This window comes from Calothrix sp. PCC 6303 (genome assembly GCF_000317435.1).
In the GTDB taxonomy this organism is placed as follows: domain Bacteria; phylum Cyanobacteriota; class Cyanobacteriia; order Cyanobacteriales; family Nostocaceae; genus PCC-6303.
This window is the reverse complement of record NC_019751.1, coordinates 4,888,693-4,907,160: the sequence shown is the minus strand read 5'-3', so window position 1 is coordinate 4,907,160 and position 18,468 is coordinate 4,888,693. Positions and strand designations below refer to the sequence as shown.

Annotated in this window: 10 protein-coding genes, 1 tRNA gene and 2 pseudogenes; 6 read left to right on the top strand and 7 right to left on the bottom strand. The window is 35.8% G+C overall.

Annotated features, from left to right (window positions below):
• Positions 1 to 150 precede the first annotated feature (150 nt).
• Together CAL6303_RS19960 and CAL6303_RS19955 are read left to right on the top strand one after the other, a co-directional pair.
• Complete coding sequence (locus tag CAL6303_RS19960) at positions 151 to 2,730, top strand: hybrid sensor histidine kinase/response regulator (protein ID WP_015199643.1); 2,580 nt, start codon at positions 151 to 153, stop codon at positions 2,728 to 2,730.
• 166 nt (positions 2,731 to 2,896) lie between these two features.
• Positions 2,897 to 2,970 (top strand) — tRNA-Val (locus tag CAL6303_RS19955).
• Between the two features lies 1 nt (position 2,971).
• Here CAL6303_RS19955 and CAL6303_RS19950 read toward each other — a convergent pair.
• Positions 2,972 to 4,243, bottom strand: a complete 1,272-nt coding sequence (locus CAL6303_RS19950) for an S-layer homology domain-containing protein (RefSeq protein WP_015199642.1) — start codon at positions 4,241 to 4,243, stop codon at positions 2,972 to 2,974.
• Between the two features lie 743 nt (positions 4,244 to 4,986).
• Complete coding sequence (locus CAL6303_RS19945) at positions 4,987 to 5,667, bottom strand: hypothetical protein (RefSeq protein ID WP_015199641.1); 681 nt, start codon at positions 5,665 to 5,667, stop codon at positions 4,987 to 4,989.
• Between the two features lie 441 nt (positions 5,668 to 6,108).
• On the opposite strand from CAL6303_RS19945, the gene CAL6303_RS19940 reads away from it, so the two are divergent.
• Complete coding sequence (locus CAL6303_RS19940) at positions 6,109 to 6,651, top strand: pentapeptide repeat-containing protein (protein WP_015199640.1); 543 nt, start codon at positions 6,109 to 6,111, stop codon at positions 6,649 to 6,651.
• 87 nt (positions 6,652 to 6,738) lie between these two features.
• Here CAL6303_RS19940 and folE read toward each other — a convergent pair whose 3' ends face one another.
• The 5 genes and pseudogenes from folE to CAL6303_RS19920 all read right to left on the bottom strand — a co-directional run bounded on the left by folE (position 6,739) and on the right by CAL6303_RS19920 (position 15,242).
• Positions 6,739 to 7,395: a GTP cyclohydrolase I FolE gene (gene folE, locus CAL6303_RS19935; RefSeq protein ID WP_015199639.1), complete on the bottom strand. Its 657-nt coding sequence runs from the start codon at positions 7,393 to 7,395 to the stop codon at positions 6,739 to 6,741.
• 189 nt (positions 7,396 to 7,584) lie between these two features.
• Positions 7,585 to 8,637, bottom strand: a complete 1,053-nt coding sequence (locus CAL6303_RS19930) for a CobW family GTP-binding protein (protein ID WP_015199638.1) — start codon at positions 8,635 to 8,637, stop codon at positions 7,585 to 7,587.
• 90 nt (positions 8,638 to 8,727) lie between these two features.
• On the bottom strand, positions 8,728 to 10,323 hold the full coding sequence (locus tag CAL6303_RS19925) for a metallophosphoesterase family protein (RefSeq protein WP_015199637.1): 1,596 nt from the start codon (positions 10,321 to 10,323) through the stop codon (positions 8,728 to 8,730).
• Between the two features lie 110 nt (positions 10,324 to 10,433).
• A pseudogene (locus tag CAL6303_RS31265) lies at positions 10,434 to 10,571 on the bottom strand (RNA-guided endonuclease TnpB family protein); the annotation flags it as partial.
• A 27-nt stretch (positions 10,572 to 10,598) separates the two neighbouring features.
• Positions 10,599 to 15,242, bottom strand: coding sequence for a GAF domain-containing protein (locus CAL6303_RS19920; protein ID WP_015199636.1), 4,644 nt, complete (start codon positions 15,240 to 15,242; stop codon positions 10,599 to 10,601).
• A gap of 535 nt (positions 15,243 to 15,777) precedes the next feature.
• On the opposite strand from CAL6303_RS19920, the gene CAL6303_RS19915 reads away from it, so the two are divergent.
• The 3 genes and pseudogenes from CAL6303_RS19915 to CAL6303_RS19910 all read left to right on the top strand — a co-directional run bounded on the left by CAL6303_RS19915 (position 15,778) and on the right by CAL6303_RS19910 (position 18,107).
• Positions 15,778 to 16,932, top strand: coding sequence for a SpoIIE family protein phosphatase (locus CAL6303_RS19915; RefSeq protein ID WP_015199635.1), 1,155 nt, complete (start codon positions 15,778 to 15,780; stop codon positions 16,930 to 16,932).
• A 444-nt stretch (positions 16,933 to 17,376) separates the two neighbouring features.
• A pseudogene (locus CAL6303_RS30025) lies at positions 17,377 to 17,499 on the top strand (DUF3131 domain-containing protein); the annotation flags it as partial.
• Between the two features lie 128 nt (positions 17,500 to 17,627).
• Complete coding sequence (locus CAL6303_RS19910) at positions 17,628 to 18,107, top strand: hypothetical protein (RefSeq protein WP_015199633.1); 480 nt, start codon at positions 17,628 to 17,630, stop codon at positions 18,105 to 18,107.
• The last annotated feature ends 361 nt before the right edge of the window (positions 18,108 to 18,468 follow it).

Sequence of the window (18,468 nt, the reverse complement as noted above, 5' to 3'; positions counted from 1 at the left end):
TGCCGACTTACTTAGTTCTACTCTAGCTATTCTAAGTCAAAATTTAGAAATAGGGAATTTCTTAATATTCGTCAAATATTCCGATGAAATTAATAATTTGATTTCATCTTGTTTAACATAGCTATTTAATCATTACAAAGATATAGATATATGTTCAATCAAATAGATTTAGAAATTCAACTACAGTTTATTGAAGAAACAAAACAACACCTAATAACAATAGAAAACATCTTATTAGGAATTAGAGAAAATCAAAAAATAGATATTCAAGAGATTAATATAATTCTGCGGGCTGCTCACTCCATTAAAGGAGGTGCAGCAATGATAAATATGGATATTTTAAGTGACTTAGCTCATATTTTAGAAGATAACTTTAAAACTTTAAAAACTAGCAAAAGTCAATTAAAAGTTGATGCAAATATTCAAAATTTATTTCTAAATATTGTTGATAGATTTCGACAAATTATTAATCTCCCAATTGACTCAATAGATGTAGAAATACCAGCTACTCAATGCTATGAGATGTTTAATGAACTCCATGAAATACTGGGAGATTCGGAGTTAGAAGATGCTTCAACCATCTTAGCAACAGAAGATAACTCCCAAGATATTATTGTTTTAATATTCCAAACCCAAGTGGAAGAATGTCTACAAAAAGTTGAAGTTTTATTACAAGAACAACCTCACAACTTACGTGATGAATTGTCTACAATTTCATCGCAGCTAGGTGGCTTAGGACACATGTTTGATCTAGCCAATTTTCTTCAGCTTTGCGAATCATTTACTAATCAACTCAAGCAAAGTGATAGTGAAGATGAAGTTTTGAAGATAGGTAATTTAGCTTTAGAATCTTGGCGATTATCACAGGTTTTAGTACTTAAAAATAAATTGGATTTATTGCCAACATCCTTAGATAATCATGGGTCTATTTATCCGACACCAGAAAGTCCAAAAGTAATTGATATTCCTATATTTACCCCTGCCAAAGTTGAACCAACTGAAAATACAATTCGCGTCCCGTTTACACAACTGGAAGAAATCAATAATTACTCCAGCGAATTAGTTGTTAAGCGTCAACAATTGAGCTTAAAACTGGAACAATTACGTCATCTAGCTCATTATTTAAATAAGCAAGCCTCTGACTTAGAAAGACAACAGTATGAGGCAAAAATAGCGACACAAAATCCTTTGCTACATGCTTTTACTGTAAAAATTCAAGAAATAGCTACAGATATTGAAACTCACCTGGAAGATACAGGCAGAATTAATTATTCATTAAATAAAAATACACAGCAACTACAAGAATCTCTTTCTAAAGTTTTAATGCGTCCTCTTTCGGAAATATTAGAACGTTTTCCCAGAGTTTTATACAATTTATGCAACGAACATAACAAGAAAGCAGAATTGAAAATAGTAGGTGCAGATATTCGTCTGGAACGTAATATTCTTGAAGCCTTACAAGAGCCATTATTACATCTTTTGCGAAACGCTTTTGATCATGGAATTGAAACCCCAGAACAACGTCATGCTAGTGGTAAATCAGACACTGGGATCATTGAAATTTCTGCTACTCACCAACAAAACCGTACAGTTATTACCGTATCTGACGATGGCAGGGGTGTTAATTTAGACAAAGTACGTCAACGGGCTTTGAATATGGGATTAGATGCATCATTATTAGAACAAGCCAGTGAGAAAGACATACTAGACTTAATATTTGAACCTGGATTCAGCACTCGTGAGGAAGTAAGTAACCTTTCTGGACGAGGTGTAGGTATGGACGTAGTACGAAGTAAAGTCAAAGAAATTGGCGGAGAGGTAATCCTTGATACAGTAGAAGGGATGGGAACTAGTTTTACACTGTCTGTTCCCTTAAGTTTATCGGTGTTACGGGTGTTGCTGCTAGAAAGCGATCGCATGTTGGTGGCAGTCCCTAGTGAAGCAGTAGCTGCCATATTTTTATCTCCAGAAGAGAGAATTGTCACAATTGGAGAACGAGAATATTTAAGTCACCAAGATGAGATGTTGCCGTTAATCCGCTTGAATCGTTACTGGCAATTTAATTGTCCTCGCTATCATCAAAAAAACCCTAAAAGAAAAAAATCAACTTCCCAAGTCGTGGTTGTAATTCAACAAAATCATCAAGTTTCCGCTTTACAAGTAGAGCATTGTTGTGGAGAACAGCAAGTAGAAATTCGAGCTATTGAAGGGAATTTACCTTTACCAATTGAGTTGAGTAACTGTACAATTTTGGATGATGGTCGTCTTGTACCAATGGTAAACCTTGATGAAATACTTTCCCGTGAGCATCAAAAGGTGACAACTAAACAACCTCCCTCTTTAGGTGCTAGAAAGTCGAAGCCGACAGTTTTACTAGTAGATGACTCAATCAATATTCGCCGCTATCTTGCCTCAACCTTAGAAAAAGCTGGATATTTTGTCGAACAAGCTGAAGATGGATTAGATGCTTGGGAAAAACTCCAAGCTGGTTTAATTGTCAATGGCATAGTTTGTGATGTTGATATGCCACGCTTAGATGGTTATGGGTTGCTTGCATATCTCAAGTCTGATTCACAATTGAAACGTATACCAGTAACTATGCTAACCTCCCAAACAAGCGATCGCTATCAAAAATTAGCCTTTCAACTGGGAGCTAAGGCATACCTGTTTAAACCCTATAATGAGTATGATTTGTTAAATAAGTTATCCGAAGTCATCAGTTTTTCTTGATCTACCGTCATAAAAATAAGCGATCGCACACTCTAGGAAATATGCGATCGCGTTCAAAATTTTTAGGTGATAAATCTTACAACTAGTTAATCAAACTCAATAGCTAACCCACATACTTGCTTTTTGAGATATATCTGTGGTAAAATTATAAAAGTGCTAAAGTTGCGGACGTATAGCTCAGTTGGTTAGAGTACCACGTTGACATCGTGGGGGTCACTGGTTCGAATCCAGTTACGTCCATCTATCTTAAAGAGATTTGTAGGTTTTGGTTGACGGTCATTTCTAGATCTGTATCTGGATTGATCACAATCAAATCAACACTGCTCTTTCCAAAGAACAGACCAATCAATCCGCCGATAGCAATACCACCAAGAACTTCTTCCGTTGCAACTGCTCTATCACCAGTTACAGCAGAGACAGCAGCAGCCGCAGCACCACCAAGGACAGCATTTTTAGCAATTGCACCTGTAGTGCTACCTTTTTTCACAGTCTCAGTTTTGGTGATTACTTGTGATTGGGCATTAATTTGATACTCTTGTCCACTAGGCAAAACAAGTTTTTGGGCAACGAATTGGGAACCTTTCTGAGTTTTAACTGGTTTGAGTTGTCCCACCACAGTGGTTCCAGCAGGAATCACCACTTTACCAGTATCTGTCACCACGTTAGTAGAAACAGTGAGAGTCAAAGGTGCTGTTTCATCTCTAGTAACAAGAATCTTCTTCTTATCAGCATTTTCATATTTTACAGGAATTGTGGTTCCTTCCGGAATCAACACCTGCATAACTCCACCACCATTATCATCGGGTGCATTGCCTAAGGAAACGATGTAAGGTGAATTGATGCTAGAAGCTTGATTGCTGCTAACTAACGCTTGGTAAATAAATGCTGCAACTTGAGCGCGGGTAGTAACTTGGGTAGGGTTGAGGAATTTGAGGTTGGGATAGTTAACAACAACGTTATTTTCAGTAGCTGCGGCAATAGGCGATCGCGCATAGTCTGCAATGTTACCTTCATCGTTGAAATTTTGTAACGTTTCTTCTACATTACCCTTAGGTGAATATTGCAAACCATTAGCCAAAGAAACTAACACCTGTTGACGAGGAATAGCTTGATTTGGTTGGAAAGTATTTCTGGGATACCCAGACATGAAACCAGTCGCATAAGCATTTTGAATCGCGCTTGTTGCCCAATAATTACTAGGAACATCAGCAAATCGAATTCCAGAACGAATTGGTGCTTTTTGGAACGCTTTATTTAGCATTGCCGCAAATTGAGCGCGAGTTACTTCCTGATCTGGTTTAAAACGACCATCTGGAAAACCTGCAACAATCCCCCGCTGTGACAATTCTTGAATGAAATTTGCAGCCCAATAATTGGAGCTAACATCTGAAAAAGAACTAGAATTTTGAGCAAAGGATGCAGTTGATGTTAACAATGGTGCAACCATACCTGCGGTTACTCCCAAAGCCATAAATGCAGCACATCCAGATTTAAAATTATAACGACCAAACATCGATTTACTTCCTAATAATTATTTTGTTTATGTTGATTACTTAGATTATTTATCCAGTGATAAAGTTCCAATCTAATTGATTTTGCCGAGAATTTTCTAGTTTAAAAAGGACTGCAACACAAGCAAATATCAATTAATACTGCATCTATTTACGCAGCATCTAAGGACTAAAAACTCATTCATAGATATATTATGAACAAAGGAATATATATCAACAGGCAACAATAGACAACAATGAGAAAATCATTTGCCTCTATGAAATATTGATTCTATTTGAAGTAGTTCAAATAACCTTTATGTATTGAATGACGCAAAACAAAAAAAATAGTTGCTAAAACAACAAAATTAATTAGAATTCAATTAAGTAGTAGTCTGTCAAGATAAAAATGATGGTCGTAGAGACGTAGCACTGCTACGTCTCTACGGGATTCTGGATGTGTACATAACCGTCAAAATAAAATTGACAGACTAGTAGGTGGGTATTGAAAATTGTAGTTGAGGCAAGGCAGTGGGCAGTAGTAGGAAGAGCGCGGAACATGTATACAAGCTCCGTTTCAGTTTTCCCTTTGCCTGCTGTAGATAAAACAAATCCCCGACTCCTTGAAAGAATTCGGGGTTTAATTATAGTTAGAATCCCTTTACAGATTAGACATCTTCAGAAATTGCTGATTCATTTTGTGAAATCTTTATAGAGACGTAGCAATTACAAATCTCTACATTCTTTCTTTTTCAAAGATATCTAGTTAGTAAAAACGGTTATTGACCGAAACAGTTAGAGGTGAAGTTAGTCTCAGGGTTAAATCATTTTGAGGATCAATAGAAATTAACTCTGAGTTACTCTTACGTAATAAAATACTAGCTAAAGCACCAGCACCACCACCACCTAACAGTTCTCCAACCTCAATTTTTTTATTACCTGTAACTAGGGAAATCAAAGCCGCTGCACCAGCACCATAAGCTGCATCTGTGAGAATCTCACCAGTTTTTGCACCTCTTTGAACTTTTTCTGTGCGGGTAATGACATCAGAAGATGCATTAAAATTTTGCTTTTGTCCAGAGGGATACTCTATTTCTCTAGCTACAAATTGCGCTCCCTGTTGAGAAGAACGATTTGATGGCTGAATTTTCCCCTTAATTTTACTGTCGCGGGGAATCAAAATATTTCCTTGAGAGTCGGTTATGTTACTAGCCACCTTCAGTGTGATGTCTGTTGTTTCTCCCTTTGCCACTAGGATTTTGTCTTTGTCGTATGTGGTAGGAATTCTTGCACCAGAACTGATTGTGATATCACGAGTTCTATTTTGAGCAGTCCGAAATTGAGCGTTTGCAGGGGACAGTATCAACAAGGGAGCAATAGCACTTGTTGACATCATCATAGCCATCAATGTGACTGTTCCTGTTTTCAAGCGGTGAAAGCGTTTCATACTAAATTCCTTATGCATCCTTTGCTTTATTGTGAGAATGACGCGGCGCTAATAGGTTTGTTTCTGAAATTAATTAAACCTGTCTGTTGGTGTATTTCTAAAAGTAGATAACTGTAGTGGAACTGTGGCAGGTTACATGGAATCTCACTAATTGAGGGGCTTGGAAATTTCAACACAATTAACAATTCTTAATAGTACTCTTATATTTCTGTTAAGTAGTGGTTCAAATGACAAAAATTCCAGCACAATAAAAAGTATCAGCTTTAGCCAAATCTCAACCATCAATTAAAAACTGATTTGGTTAAAGTGTTACTGCGTAAAGGTTCTACAGTTTCGATTCATAATATCTCTGTGGTTTTCCGGTAGAATCATCCAAAATTTGGCATACTTCTGTGGTTTGAGGGGCTATTAACAAACCTATTAGGAATAGTGAGGCAATTTATGGATACCAATACCCTCCTAAATCGTTATGCCGCAGGCGAACGAGATTTCAGTGGAGTGATTTTGCATCAAGCTAATCTAGCAGATGCTGATTTGAGAGGTGCGAATTTTGGCGGTGCAGATCTGAGCGGCGTTAACCTGAGTCATGCTAATCTTGCTGGTTGTGTTCTCAATCGCGCCAATTTAACAAACGCCGAGTTGAGCGGGGCTAATTTAAACCATGCCAATATGAGTGATACTAACTTAATTGGCGCTCAATTAATCCGAGCTAATTTAGAAGCTGCTCATTTGATTCGGGCTGATTTACGTAGTGCTAGCTTAATTTTGGCGAATTTGACCCGTAGCAACCTGAGTGAAGCAGAATTAAGCGGGACAGATTTTAGTGGGGCAATTCTTTCTTATGCGAATTTGACTGCAACTAATTTTAATGAAGCTGAAATTATTGGGGCTGATTTAACTGGTGTAGTGATTTCTCAGATGGAAATGAGTAGTGAAAGAACCCATCCAGGTTTGTCTCACAAATGGGTAACTTGGGCTGGTTGAGATGATACCAGACGCTAACATGCGGTGTGAAGGGAAAAAGCGATCGCGCGATCGCTTTTTCCCTAACATTACTAAATTAAAATGACTTTATCTGAAGTTGGGGCTATGGCGAATTAAATTCATAAATTCTTCGCGGGTACGTCCATCTTCAGCAAATACACCGCGCATCGCACTGGTTACTGTCCAAGAACCAGGCTTTTGCACGCCGCGCATAACCATACACATATGAGTCGCTTCAACCACAACTGCTACACCTTGGGGTTTTAGCAATCCTTGGAGTGCGTCTGCAATTTGGATAGTTAAACGTTCTTGAACTTGTAAGCGTCTTGCATACATTTCACAAATTCGAGCTAGTTTCGATAAACCGATTACTTTACCGTTGGGGATATAGGCGATGTGGACACGACCAATAATTGGTAGGATATGATGCTCACAAGAACTAAATATATCGATGTCCCGAACCAATACCATCTCATTGGCATCTTCGGTAAATACTGCTCCATTTAGGAGTTCATCCAAGGACTCATTGTACCCTTTTGTCAGAAACTTGAGGGCTTTCATTACTCTTTTTGGAGTATCTATTAGCCCTTCACGATCGGGATCTTCCCCTAAACCAATTAGTAAAGTACGTACGGCTTGCATCATTTCTGCATCCGTAACTTTAGGCTGATCTTGCTGCTGTTTGGACAAAGACGAAATAATCTGATCGGCAGAGGTTAACTCGGGACGAATCGATAAAGTCATATTCGCGAATAACTATGATTTGTTGATTGTTAGGTGCTGATTCTTCAGTGGTTGATGCTATCAGACTAGTAATTTGTCAATTTCAAATTCATTAGTTTGGGTCTAAGGTGGGTGATATTGGTCAAAGTTGATTCGACAGAATACTGGTCACTAAGCAGCAACTACTAATAATTGCTTAACATTTCTTAATCATAGCAAACATTTGTAGAGCTGGGAACTTATTTGATCCCCATTTAAGTTTCTACCAATAAAGACGATCTGATTTTTTGGGGATGTAGTCCAAGCGTCCCCGTGTAAATCGTAACGTTGACCACTGAGTTGAAAAATGTGCCGTAGTTCGCTATCACTAAACCAGAGAATACCTTTAGCCCGAAAAACCTGCTCAGGCATTTCTTCCACAAGGAACGTTTCAAACTTCTGTACATCGAAAGGGCGATCGCATTGAAAGGAGAACGACACAAAACCGTCATTATCTAGGTGATTTGAATGATGTTCATGCTCATGATGTTCATGGTGAGCATCCTCATGGTGATGATGTTCATGCTTATGATCTTCATGGTGATGATGTTCATGATGTTCCGACGAATACTCATCATGGGAATTTCGGTTCACACCCAAAATCAAAGGTAATGGAACCTCACCATAGGAAGAATGGAGAATCTTTGCGCCGCTTTTAACTGTAAATATATAATCTTCCAAAGCTTTGAGCTTTTCTGTGCTAACTAAATCTGTTTTGTTCAACAGAGTGATATCAGCGTATGTAAGTTGCTTTAAAGCAGCTTCGCTGTGAAAATGTTCAGCATCAAATAGTTCTGCATCCACTAGTGTAAGCACTGAATCTAAGCGTGTTAAATCCCTTAATTCTGTCCCTAAAAATGTCAAAATAATTGGTAATGGGTCAGCAACTCCAGTAGTTTCAATTACTAAGTAGTCAATTTTTTCTTCACGTTCCAAAACACGGTATACAGCATCAACCAAGCCATCATTGATCGTACAGCAAATACAGCCGTTAGTCAGTTCCACCATATCTTGTTCAACCGAGACAAGCAGCTGACTGTCAATATTTATATCACCAAATTCATTCACAAGGACAGCTATTTTTAAATCCTGCTTATTTTTCAAGATTTGATTTAATAGCGTTGTTTTTCCACTACCTAGGAAACCTGTGATAATAGTGACAGGCATTCCCCGTTTTGGTAACTCTAAATCTAGCTTATCAACTGGTGTAGTAGTTGTATTCATATTTAGCCATAATGAGAATCGTTATCATGTTAACGCAAAAAACTCCAACTTTAACAGCCATGATTTTGCGCTCGCTCATTTGGTCTCAATTTATCCCTGTGCTCTCTTATCATTACAATCAATTACAAATGGTTCAACCTCCCAATGATGCCATTTTTGCCGATACCATTCAGCAATCATGGGACGGATCACAAACTTCGGCACGCTTCCAGATTGAACATCAATTCGTAAACATGAATAAGGTCGGTGACGATGGGAACCTTCACCATTTCGACCAACAAAAAGTTGAGACTTAGCTACCAAGCGCTCTCGTTTTTCACCCTCATCATCAAATGTTTCCGATATATCTCTACCTTCATTACGCTGACGACGTAAACTAAAGCCACTTCCACCGCAAACAATCCAATCAATATAGGAATCAGCATGTCCAGTATCAAGAGTTTGCAAATGTTCCAGGCAATGTGCATGTCCATTCAGCACTAAATCAACAATTTGCCTGTCAATTTTTCCCAAAACTTCAGCAACATCATCAAAAACACCACGTAAACGCTGTCTAACAGCCTTTGTCTGTGCCTGATTCCACTTCGTAGCTTCAGTAACGTAAGGTGGATGATGAAAAAAGATGATTCTGCCGCGAACTTCCGAGGAATTCCACGATTCAATTAACCTGTTTTTCAACCATTCTAATTGTTCGGTATCAGTTACTGTTTGCTGATTGCTGTTAAGCTGTTTTTCGATATCGACAATCATCTCTTCGATTTGCGATACTTTGGCATAGCAATCATCAAGTTGTTCAGCTTGATCTGGTTTATTTAAATCAAGTTGCGTTAAAGTTTGAAGAATTACATCTCTTTGCTGTTGAAGACTTTGACGACGTTGCTCTATTTTTTGACGATAATCTGCACCTGCCTGATTTTTTGGTATGGGATCTGGGTCGTTGAAAGTATTAGAATCAAGGGCAAAAAAGTCAATACCCCCATAACGAAAAGTATAGTAACGGTTAGGTAAACGGGTGAATTCCCCTGGTGTATAACGTAAACATCGTCCTGTATGGGTTTGACCAGTGTAATATTGATCAAGATGCTGGGTTAATTCTGCGGGTAAATTATAAGCTTTGAGATAATCAAGAAAAGCTCTAGCATAAGCATCACCTTGGTATGAGCCATGTAAACCCACATCTAAATCAAATCTAGATTGAATGAGGGGTCTAAGTGGCATAGTTATAAATGATATTATCTGCCACAAAGCAGGTAGGTCGTAGTAATCGTGATTACCTAAAACTGGTAGAATAGGCTGTTGAAAGCAGATCCTATCGTAGCGAATATCTTTGTGATTTTCACCACCAACAATAAACTCTCGATAGGGTTTAATGAAATTTTGGTGGTAATATTCCTTAGAGCCAACTAAGTAAACAACATCACCAGTGTGAATCATGAAACGGCATTCTTGGTGATGGGGAATCATTAACTTAGCAACTTCACGTTGAGGATTATGTCCTCGGTGGGAACCAGAACCGCTATCTCCAGCAACTAAAAAGGAAAATTCCGGATTTTTATTGTCACCATCTTCTAGTACCAAACTTGTTTGGTCAATTCCCCGCTCAACAATGAGCGGATCTTGCCAGCGCACACGCTGTTGCATCTTGTTTATTTTATCTGCGATCGCTGGGTCAAAAACAAGTTTCATAATTGAGCATCAGGAGTTGGGAATCTTTGATTTTGGATTAAATTCTATCTCTTGGTCAATGGTTATTTTTTCTTCTCCCATTTTTCCTCAGTTATTATCTCATAAATATCTTGTTTAACTTGGTAGAAATGCAGATCACGGATTCCCCAGAGTTTCAAAGTTCCTGCTTTAAAAGCATCAGTGAAAGTGATGTACCTGCGGTCTGGGGAAAGTCGCCACCCACAGATTTTGTATTCTACAGTTCCGTTAGCCTACGAAAGCTTGAGGCAGGGGTATTACAGCGATTCGATAAATTCCTGAATTTGAGCAATATCATCTTCTATACAAGTAACTAATTGCATCATATTTTTAGTTTGGGATGCAAAAGCTAATTGTTCAAGTTTCTCAGCAGTCAACTGTACCTGTGAAGCACCAATATTCCCTCCCGAACCTTTGATATGGTGAGCTTCCTGTTCTATCGATTGAAAGTCATCACATGCGATCGCGTTTTTCAGTGATTTAATATGAGCCGGTGCATCATTAACAAATATTTGCAAAAGTTCCAGTTCAAATTCTGAGTTATTTTCAGATAATTGATGCAGGTGTTCCCAATTGATAATTGAGTCAATCGATCTTTTTTCTTGATTCAAAGAGTTATTTGTATCAATTACTTCTGAAGAGCATATTTCATAATTTTTCTGAATAAAAGAATTCCATCGCTTCAGTACATTTGCTAGTTTATCTTTTGATACAGGTTTGCTAATATAGTCATCCATGCCAGCATCAAGACATCTTTGCTGATCTTCTTTCATTGCGTTTGCTGTCATTGCGATTACTATTGGACGACGACGAGCAGCAAATGTATTTTCTTGCCAGTTTAAGATTTCTCTAGTGGCATCAAAACCGTCCAGAATTGGCATCTGGCAATCCATAAATACTAAATCATAGGGAATTTTTTTGAGCAGTCGCAGAACCTCTTGACCATTTGCAGCAATATCAGCTTTATATCCAATATTTTGTAATTGTTTCAAGGCAACTTTTTGATTTACAACATTATCTTCAGCAAGTAAAATTCTCAGTTTAGAAGTATTTAAAATAGCATTTTCTTCTAGTAACGAAGTTTCCTTATTCTTCAAATAAGTAAATTTTTTTGACTCCAAATCAAGCTTTTTGGCTAAAATATTCATAATATTATCCAGTAGACGTGAATGCTTGACAGGCTTGACTAAATATGAATAAAATCCAATCTCAAGTGCTTGTTTGACTTCATCTCGACCATTTGTGGAAGTCAGCATAACTAATGGTATTTCTGAAATTGCTGAATCGGCTTTAATTTTTGCTCCTAATGTAATGCCGTCTATTTCTGGCATTTGCATATCAATAATTACTAGATCATAGAGAATATTCTCTTTGGCAGCAGAGTGAAGTAATTGCAAGGCAACAATTGCATTTTCAGCTTGATCTACTCGCATTCCCCAACTAGTAGCTTGATGATAAATAATTTTGCGATTCGTTGCATTGTCATCAACTACAAGTAAGCTGCAATTAGCTAAAATCTCTTCCTCTAAATTAGATTGAGGTAAGAGAGGTTGTAATTGCTTTTTAAAAGGAATCTTAAACCAGAAATTTGACCCCTTACCTACTTCACTTTCAATTCCTATTTCCCCACCCATGAGATGCACAAGTTGTTTACAGATAGCCAATCCTAAACCTGTTCCTCCATATTTACGTGTAGTTGAAGCATCAACTTGTATAAATGCTTTAAATAGCTTACTTTGATCTTTTAGACTAATGCCAATACCAGTATCTTTAATATTAAATAAAATTATTGCATCAGTGGAAGTTTGTGACACTAACTCTAAACCTAATACGACTTCACCCTGACTAGTAAATTTAATTGCATTATTAGTCAAATTGACAATAATCTGGCGCAATTTACTAGCATCACCTTGAAGAAAAATTGGTACACTAGAGTCAATTAAAGCTGCTATTTCTAATTCTTTACTATGAGCTAAAGGAGCTAAAAGGTCTAAAATATCTTCTACGCAGGTAGATAAATTAAAATCTAATGTTTCTAAAGCCATTTCCCCAGCTTCAAGTTTAGAAATGTCTAAAATCTCATTAATTAGTGTTAATAGTTCATCTCCACCAATTCTAATAGTTTCAATAAAATCTCTTTGTTCCCGGTTTAAAGTAGTTTCTAACAACAAACCAGTCATCCCCAAAATAGCATTCATTGGAGTGCGAATTTCATGACTTATATTTGCCAGAAAAGCACTTTTTGCTTGCGATGCTTGTTCTGCTTGATGACGTGCAACTTCAAGTTCTTGACGTTGATGAGTCTCTGATTCTAATAGTTCTGCTTGAGTAAGAGCAATACCAATTTGATCTGCTAATTGTTCTAATAATTCAACTTCCCAAGCAGTCCAATAACGGGGAGAATGACATTGGTGAATAATTAGTAATCCCCAGAATTGATTTTGCAATAAAATGGGAACAACTAAATTAGCTTTGACTGCAAATTGTTTGAGAAATTCAATATGACACTGTTGAATATCTGATTTATCAATATCATGAATTACACTAACCCATCCCTGTTTATATTTTTCTATATAAGTTTCTACTAAGCAAGGATCATTGATATTTTGCCCTAAAACAATAGGTAATCCAGGAACTACTACTTCTTCTATAGGTATTAAAGAATTATCCGCTTGTAAGCGTAAAACAAGGACTCGATCGGACTGTAAAAGTCTTTGAACTTCTTTTACACTAGTTGAAATAATTTCATCTAGTTTTAATGTTTGACGAATTTTATCACTGACATCAGCTAACAACCACAACTGCAAATTTTGTCGTTGTAATTCTTCCTCTGCTTTTTTTCGTTGAATAAACTGACCAATTTGATTACCGATAGAGGTAATCATCATCATTAAATCAGTCTCAGATTGTCTAATTTCCCGACAAAAAAAAGTCAAAACACCAAGTATTTTGTTTTCACTATAAATAGGAAAACCAAATGCAGTATTTAATCCTATCTGTTGTACGAATTCTTGTCGTAAAAAACCATCTTGTTGATGTAAATTTGTCATCCATATAGGTTGACTTGTTGACCAAATATGACCAGGTAATCCAATTTCTGGATAAAAATTACTTTTTAAAGTTTCAATTTTAAATTCTTCAGCTACTATAGATTCACCATGCCAAACTTCAAGACATGTAAGTATATTTTTAGACTCATCAACAATCCAAAATTCTCCCCAATCCCATTTTAAAGTTTCGCATATCCCTTCTAATATACGTCGTATTGCCTCAGTCATTGTAGTGGACTCAGCAATTGCACATGTTGTTGCATATTGTGCAGTTAGATGCTTTTCTGTACGATCCCGCTCTGTAATATCAATCCCAGTGATAGTTGTGTATTGATACCCTAGTGCGTTTTCTATATTTTCTAAAATAGCACTTGACCAAGCTATTAAAAGCTGACTTCCATCCTTAGTTACCCAATAGTCTTCCTGATTACGTAACTTATTAATATTTAATCTTATTTCTGAAATTTGTGACAAATTCTCCACTTCTTTTTTTGGTAGAAACACGGAATAAAAGTTTTTGCCTCTCACTTCATTAAATGTATAACCTAAAGCTTGTTCGCAAGCTTGATTGAAACGAATAATTTGACTGTGTGAATCCAGTACAATTACAAATGTATTTGCATTATCTAGAATTGTAGAAATAAGATGATTTTCTTGATTTAATTTATCTTCTATTAGGTTTGTTTTGATCAGCTCTTGATAAATTAAATGGTAAAAAAGGATAGGTGTTATCAAATTCAAACATATACCAAAGATGATACTTAAAACTGTATTTCTGAAACTAATATTAATATCCGCAGACTGCTTAATAATTAATTTCTTTTCTTGTTGTTCCATACCATGAATGATATTTTTAATATCCTTCAAAATATTTTCAGTGTTATTATAATATTTAAATATTTCTAATCCTAAGTCCGATTTATTTTGTTGATTCAAATCAATGATTTGATGAATTTGTTTAATTTTTATAGCGACTAGATTTTCTATAATTGCAATTTGTTTTTTCTGATCCAAATTTGTTGCAATTGCGTTCAATGCTTGAATTTGTGGCTGAATCTGGCTGATAGCAGTATTATAAGATTCAAGAAATTGTGATTGACCTGTGAGAAGATAACTATTCTTTCCGTGTTGTGCTTCTTTGATATTACTTAATATTTGCAGATGAATTTTAATTTTTTCTTGAGTTATACTGTGTTGATTATTAATATTAATAATCAAACTAATATTTTTATAAAATCCTAGACCTATCACAATCAAAATTATTGATGCAACTATAAACCAAGTTGCAATTTTTTTGAATAATAGTTTCTGAACTTTATTCTTTGCTTTCTTTATATTGCTGAAAAATCCTTGAAAATTCAACTTCCGTCGCAACTCAAGCAACTTGATTACCTGTCGGGATATTGTACGTAATGCTTCTAACTGTTCTAAAGTTAGTTCTCTCGGTTTTTGATCAATAACACAAAGTGTTCCTAAAGCTTGTCCTTCTGGATTAATTAGGGGTATACCTGCATAAAAACGGATATATGGCTCACCAGTCACTAATTGATTCTGAGCAAAACGTCCATCTTCTTTAGTATCAGGAATAATAAAGATATCTTTTTGTAGAATTGCATGAGTACAAAATGCTAAGTCACGAGATATTTCACATGTTTCTAAACCAATTTTTGATTTAAACCACTGACGCTTATCATCAACAAAACTAATTAATGCAATTGGGGCATCGCAAATATATGCAGATAATTTAGTCAAATCATCGAATGCTTCCTCTGTAGATGTATCAAGAATTTTATACTCTAAAAGTGCCTCGATTCTTTTTGCTTCATTTTCAGATTTGGGAGCAACTATCATGATTTTTTATTATTCTCTGGTAAAAGCAAAGATTCTGGCGATGATTGTCAATCTTTTAAATTAGTAACAACTATTGATCTAACATGAATACAGTAATTTTACCAGTTAGTTTTGACAGAGCAAAAAATAACGTAAATTATCGCTGCAAAGTAGTTGAGAAGGTACAACTTTGAAAAAAATATAAATACTTAAACAAAACAAACAAAATATTTTTTTATGTATACATGAACACAATCAATCTTGTTGCATAATGATTAGATAGTGTTATTTTAGTTATGCTTTCATATTATTTCTTAGCTGGCTGCCTTTAATTATATTTAGTTTAATTAAAAAAAATTTGAATAAGAAAGAAGAAAGAAGGAATAAGGGGGTTTTGAGATGGGGATTCAGACCTCAATTCAAAACTGGCGATGCATAGGCATCGGGGTATTAAACCCCCTAATCTTGATAATTAAAAAATGTACAAATATTGAAGATTGGGAAAATTTTTCTCAAATTATAGACAAAGAATAAATAAAATTAATAAATTACACACATGGTAAAAATTGTAATTATTGATGATGATCCAATTGTCAGAACCGTATTGAAACGAACCCTAGAAAATCAAGGTTATCAAGTCACGATCGCAAGCAACGGAGAAGAAGGAATTCGATATGCAAAAGAAATTCAACCAGCATTAATTATCTGTGATTGGATGATGTCTTGCATAGATGGTTTAGAAGTTTGTCGTCGGATCAAAGCAGAACCAGAATTATCAACAACTTTTTTTATATTATTAACAGCAAAAGGGGCACAACGGGGAGAAGAAGAAGATAGAGTACGTGGATTAGATGCAGGTGCAGATGAGTTTATTTCCAAACCAATTGAAATGAACGAACTAAAAGCCAGAGTTCGTGCAGGATTGAGATTGAACCAACTACATGAGGATTTAAAAGGACAAAAACAAACTTTAGAAGTATTAAACAAAAATTTGCGAGAAGAACTAGCAGAAGCTGCGGATTATGTACAGTCACTATTACCTTCACCATTAACAGGAAAAGTTAACACTGACACATTATTCATCCCCTCTGCCCAATTAGGAGGTGACTGTTTTGATTATTATTGGATTGATGATGATAATTTAGTTATTTATTTACTTGATGTTTCGGGACATGGGGTAGGTTCCGCTTTGCTGTCGGTATCGGTTCTAAATTTATTGCGATCGCAATCATTACTTAACACCGATTTTCGTAAACCTGGTGAAGTCTTAAAAACACTAAATCAGAACTTTCAAATGAGCGCTCATGGTGATAAATACTTCACTATCTGGTATGGAGTTTACAACTACTCAACACGACAACTGATTTATGCTAGTGCGGGACATCCATCTGGTGTTTTATTGCACCAGACTTCTAATCAAGTCGAAGTTAAGCGGTTAGGTTCTCTAGATTTACCGATTGGCTTTCTGCTAGATATCAATTTTGAGGAAATGAAAATTGATATTGTCCAAAATAGTAGTTTGTATATATTTAGTGATGGAGCCTATGAAATATTACAACCAGATGGTCAATTGTGGAGTATTGATGCTTTTATTGATTTATTATTAAAATCTTATCAAGATTCTTTGGATGATATTTTAGATAAGATTAAGTGGATAAATTCGCTGACAAATTTTGATGATGATTTGTCTTTACTGCGAATAAAATTTTAATGAATCAATGAAAAAATATATACAAATAAATGTTATTTATCCAGCTTTAACGGGAATAATAAATATTGATATAGGACTCATATTTGATTTCTGTTGGCGTAGCCTGCGCTTGCGCTTAAAAGCAAATTGGCTAGAAGCTTACCGTATAAAGGTTTATTTCTCAGTATACTTAGCAAGATTCAAGTACGATTCCTATAGATAAATTGTATTGGATATTCCTAATCTGTTATTTGCAATAATTATATAGTTAAAATTGTTTCTAAATATTGATGTAATTTCAATGTGTGAATTTCATAATTTACTTTTATTGTAAATAAAAAATTCATAGAAAGAAAATTATATATATTACAAACAACAAATGGATCTCCAACTTAAGCTTTGCGAACAAAAATTTATCATGTAAGATTTATGATTTATTGAATAATGTAACAACCCTATGAAAATGGACAAGGTATTCCTTATGAAGCCAGGGAATTTAATAATTATGGTGCGAATAATTATGTCTTGAGCAAACCATACATTCTTGACGGGATAGAAACCGGTTTTAAATCATTACCGAAGGTATATCCCGGATTTCTCACCACTTAGATATGCTTACTTGGTCGAGTTTTTCCCACGTATGTAGATCTGTCGCTTCGCTTGTGATAAATGCGGACTAAATACCAAAATAAACGACAACAATGGAGATTAAATATATGTCATTCACAATTGTTCCTAAGCCAGCACTCAACAAAGATGGTTATGCAAAAGTCACATTCAAAGGCTATGAGGAAATAGCTGCCCAATATGACTCGGATACAGGTGAAGAAATAAAACGAGCCTACGTCAAGTTGGCATTTGAAATTATGGATACAACCCGTAAATCACCCATCAAAGCAAATATAATTGGTGGAGCCATTACAGGCAGATTTCAAACGACTTTAGCGGTACTTGGGTTTGAACTACCGGAAGCTGCGAGTGGTGAAGATTCCGACGGTTTCAGGATAGAAATAGCAGGTCAAGAAGGAGCAGATGGTTTTGAAATAGAGGTAATAGAAGAAGAGCAAACATTAGATTTGTTACGTGAGCAACTAGATTCTGCTGTTGGTGTATCATTAATCGCCAAGGTTGTTAAGAACAAACGTGGCTACTGGGAAATAGAAACGGATACTTTCAAACCCTTGCCAATCAAATAGCAAATATTCAGCCTGACTGTTTGTGGTATGAGTAGCGTTGGGAGTAGTCAAAAATTGTGTTGCTCCCTACTAATCGATAAATAGGCATATGACGTAAGATTTTATTAGACTTATGGCACTTCCTGCTATTACACAGTACAGTTTTCTCCTTACCCCTCTCCTACTCACAGTTTTCAGCTTTGAGTATGTACCTCATAGCTACCGGAAGTGCTATAAAGTTTAAATAAAAGTTCTTTTTATTGCTACAAAATCCAAAATTTAAATTATGAATATATACAAAATTAACAAAAAGAACATTGCACCTTCCAGCAAATAAGTGCAAAATAATAATATCTATCATCTTGAGAATCATGAATTCATT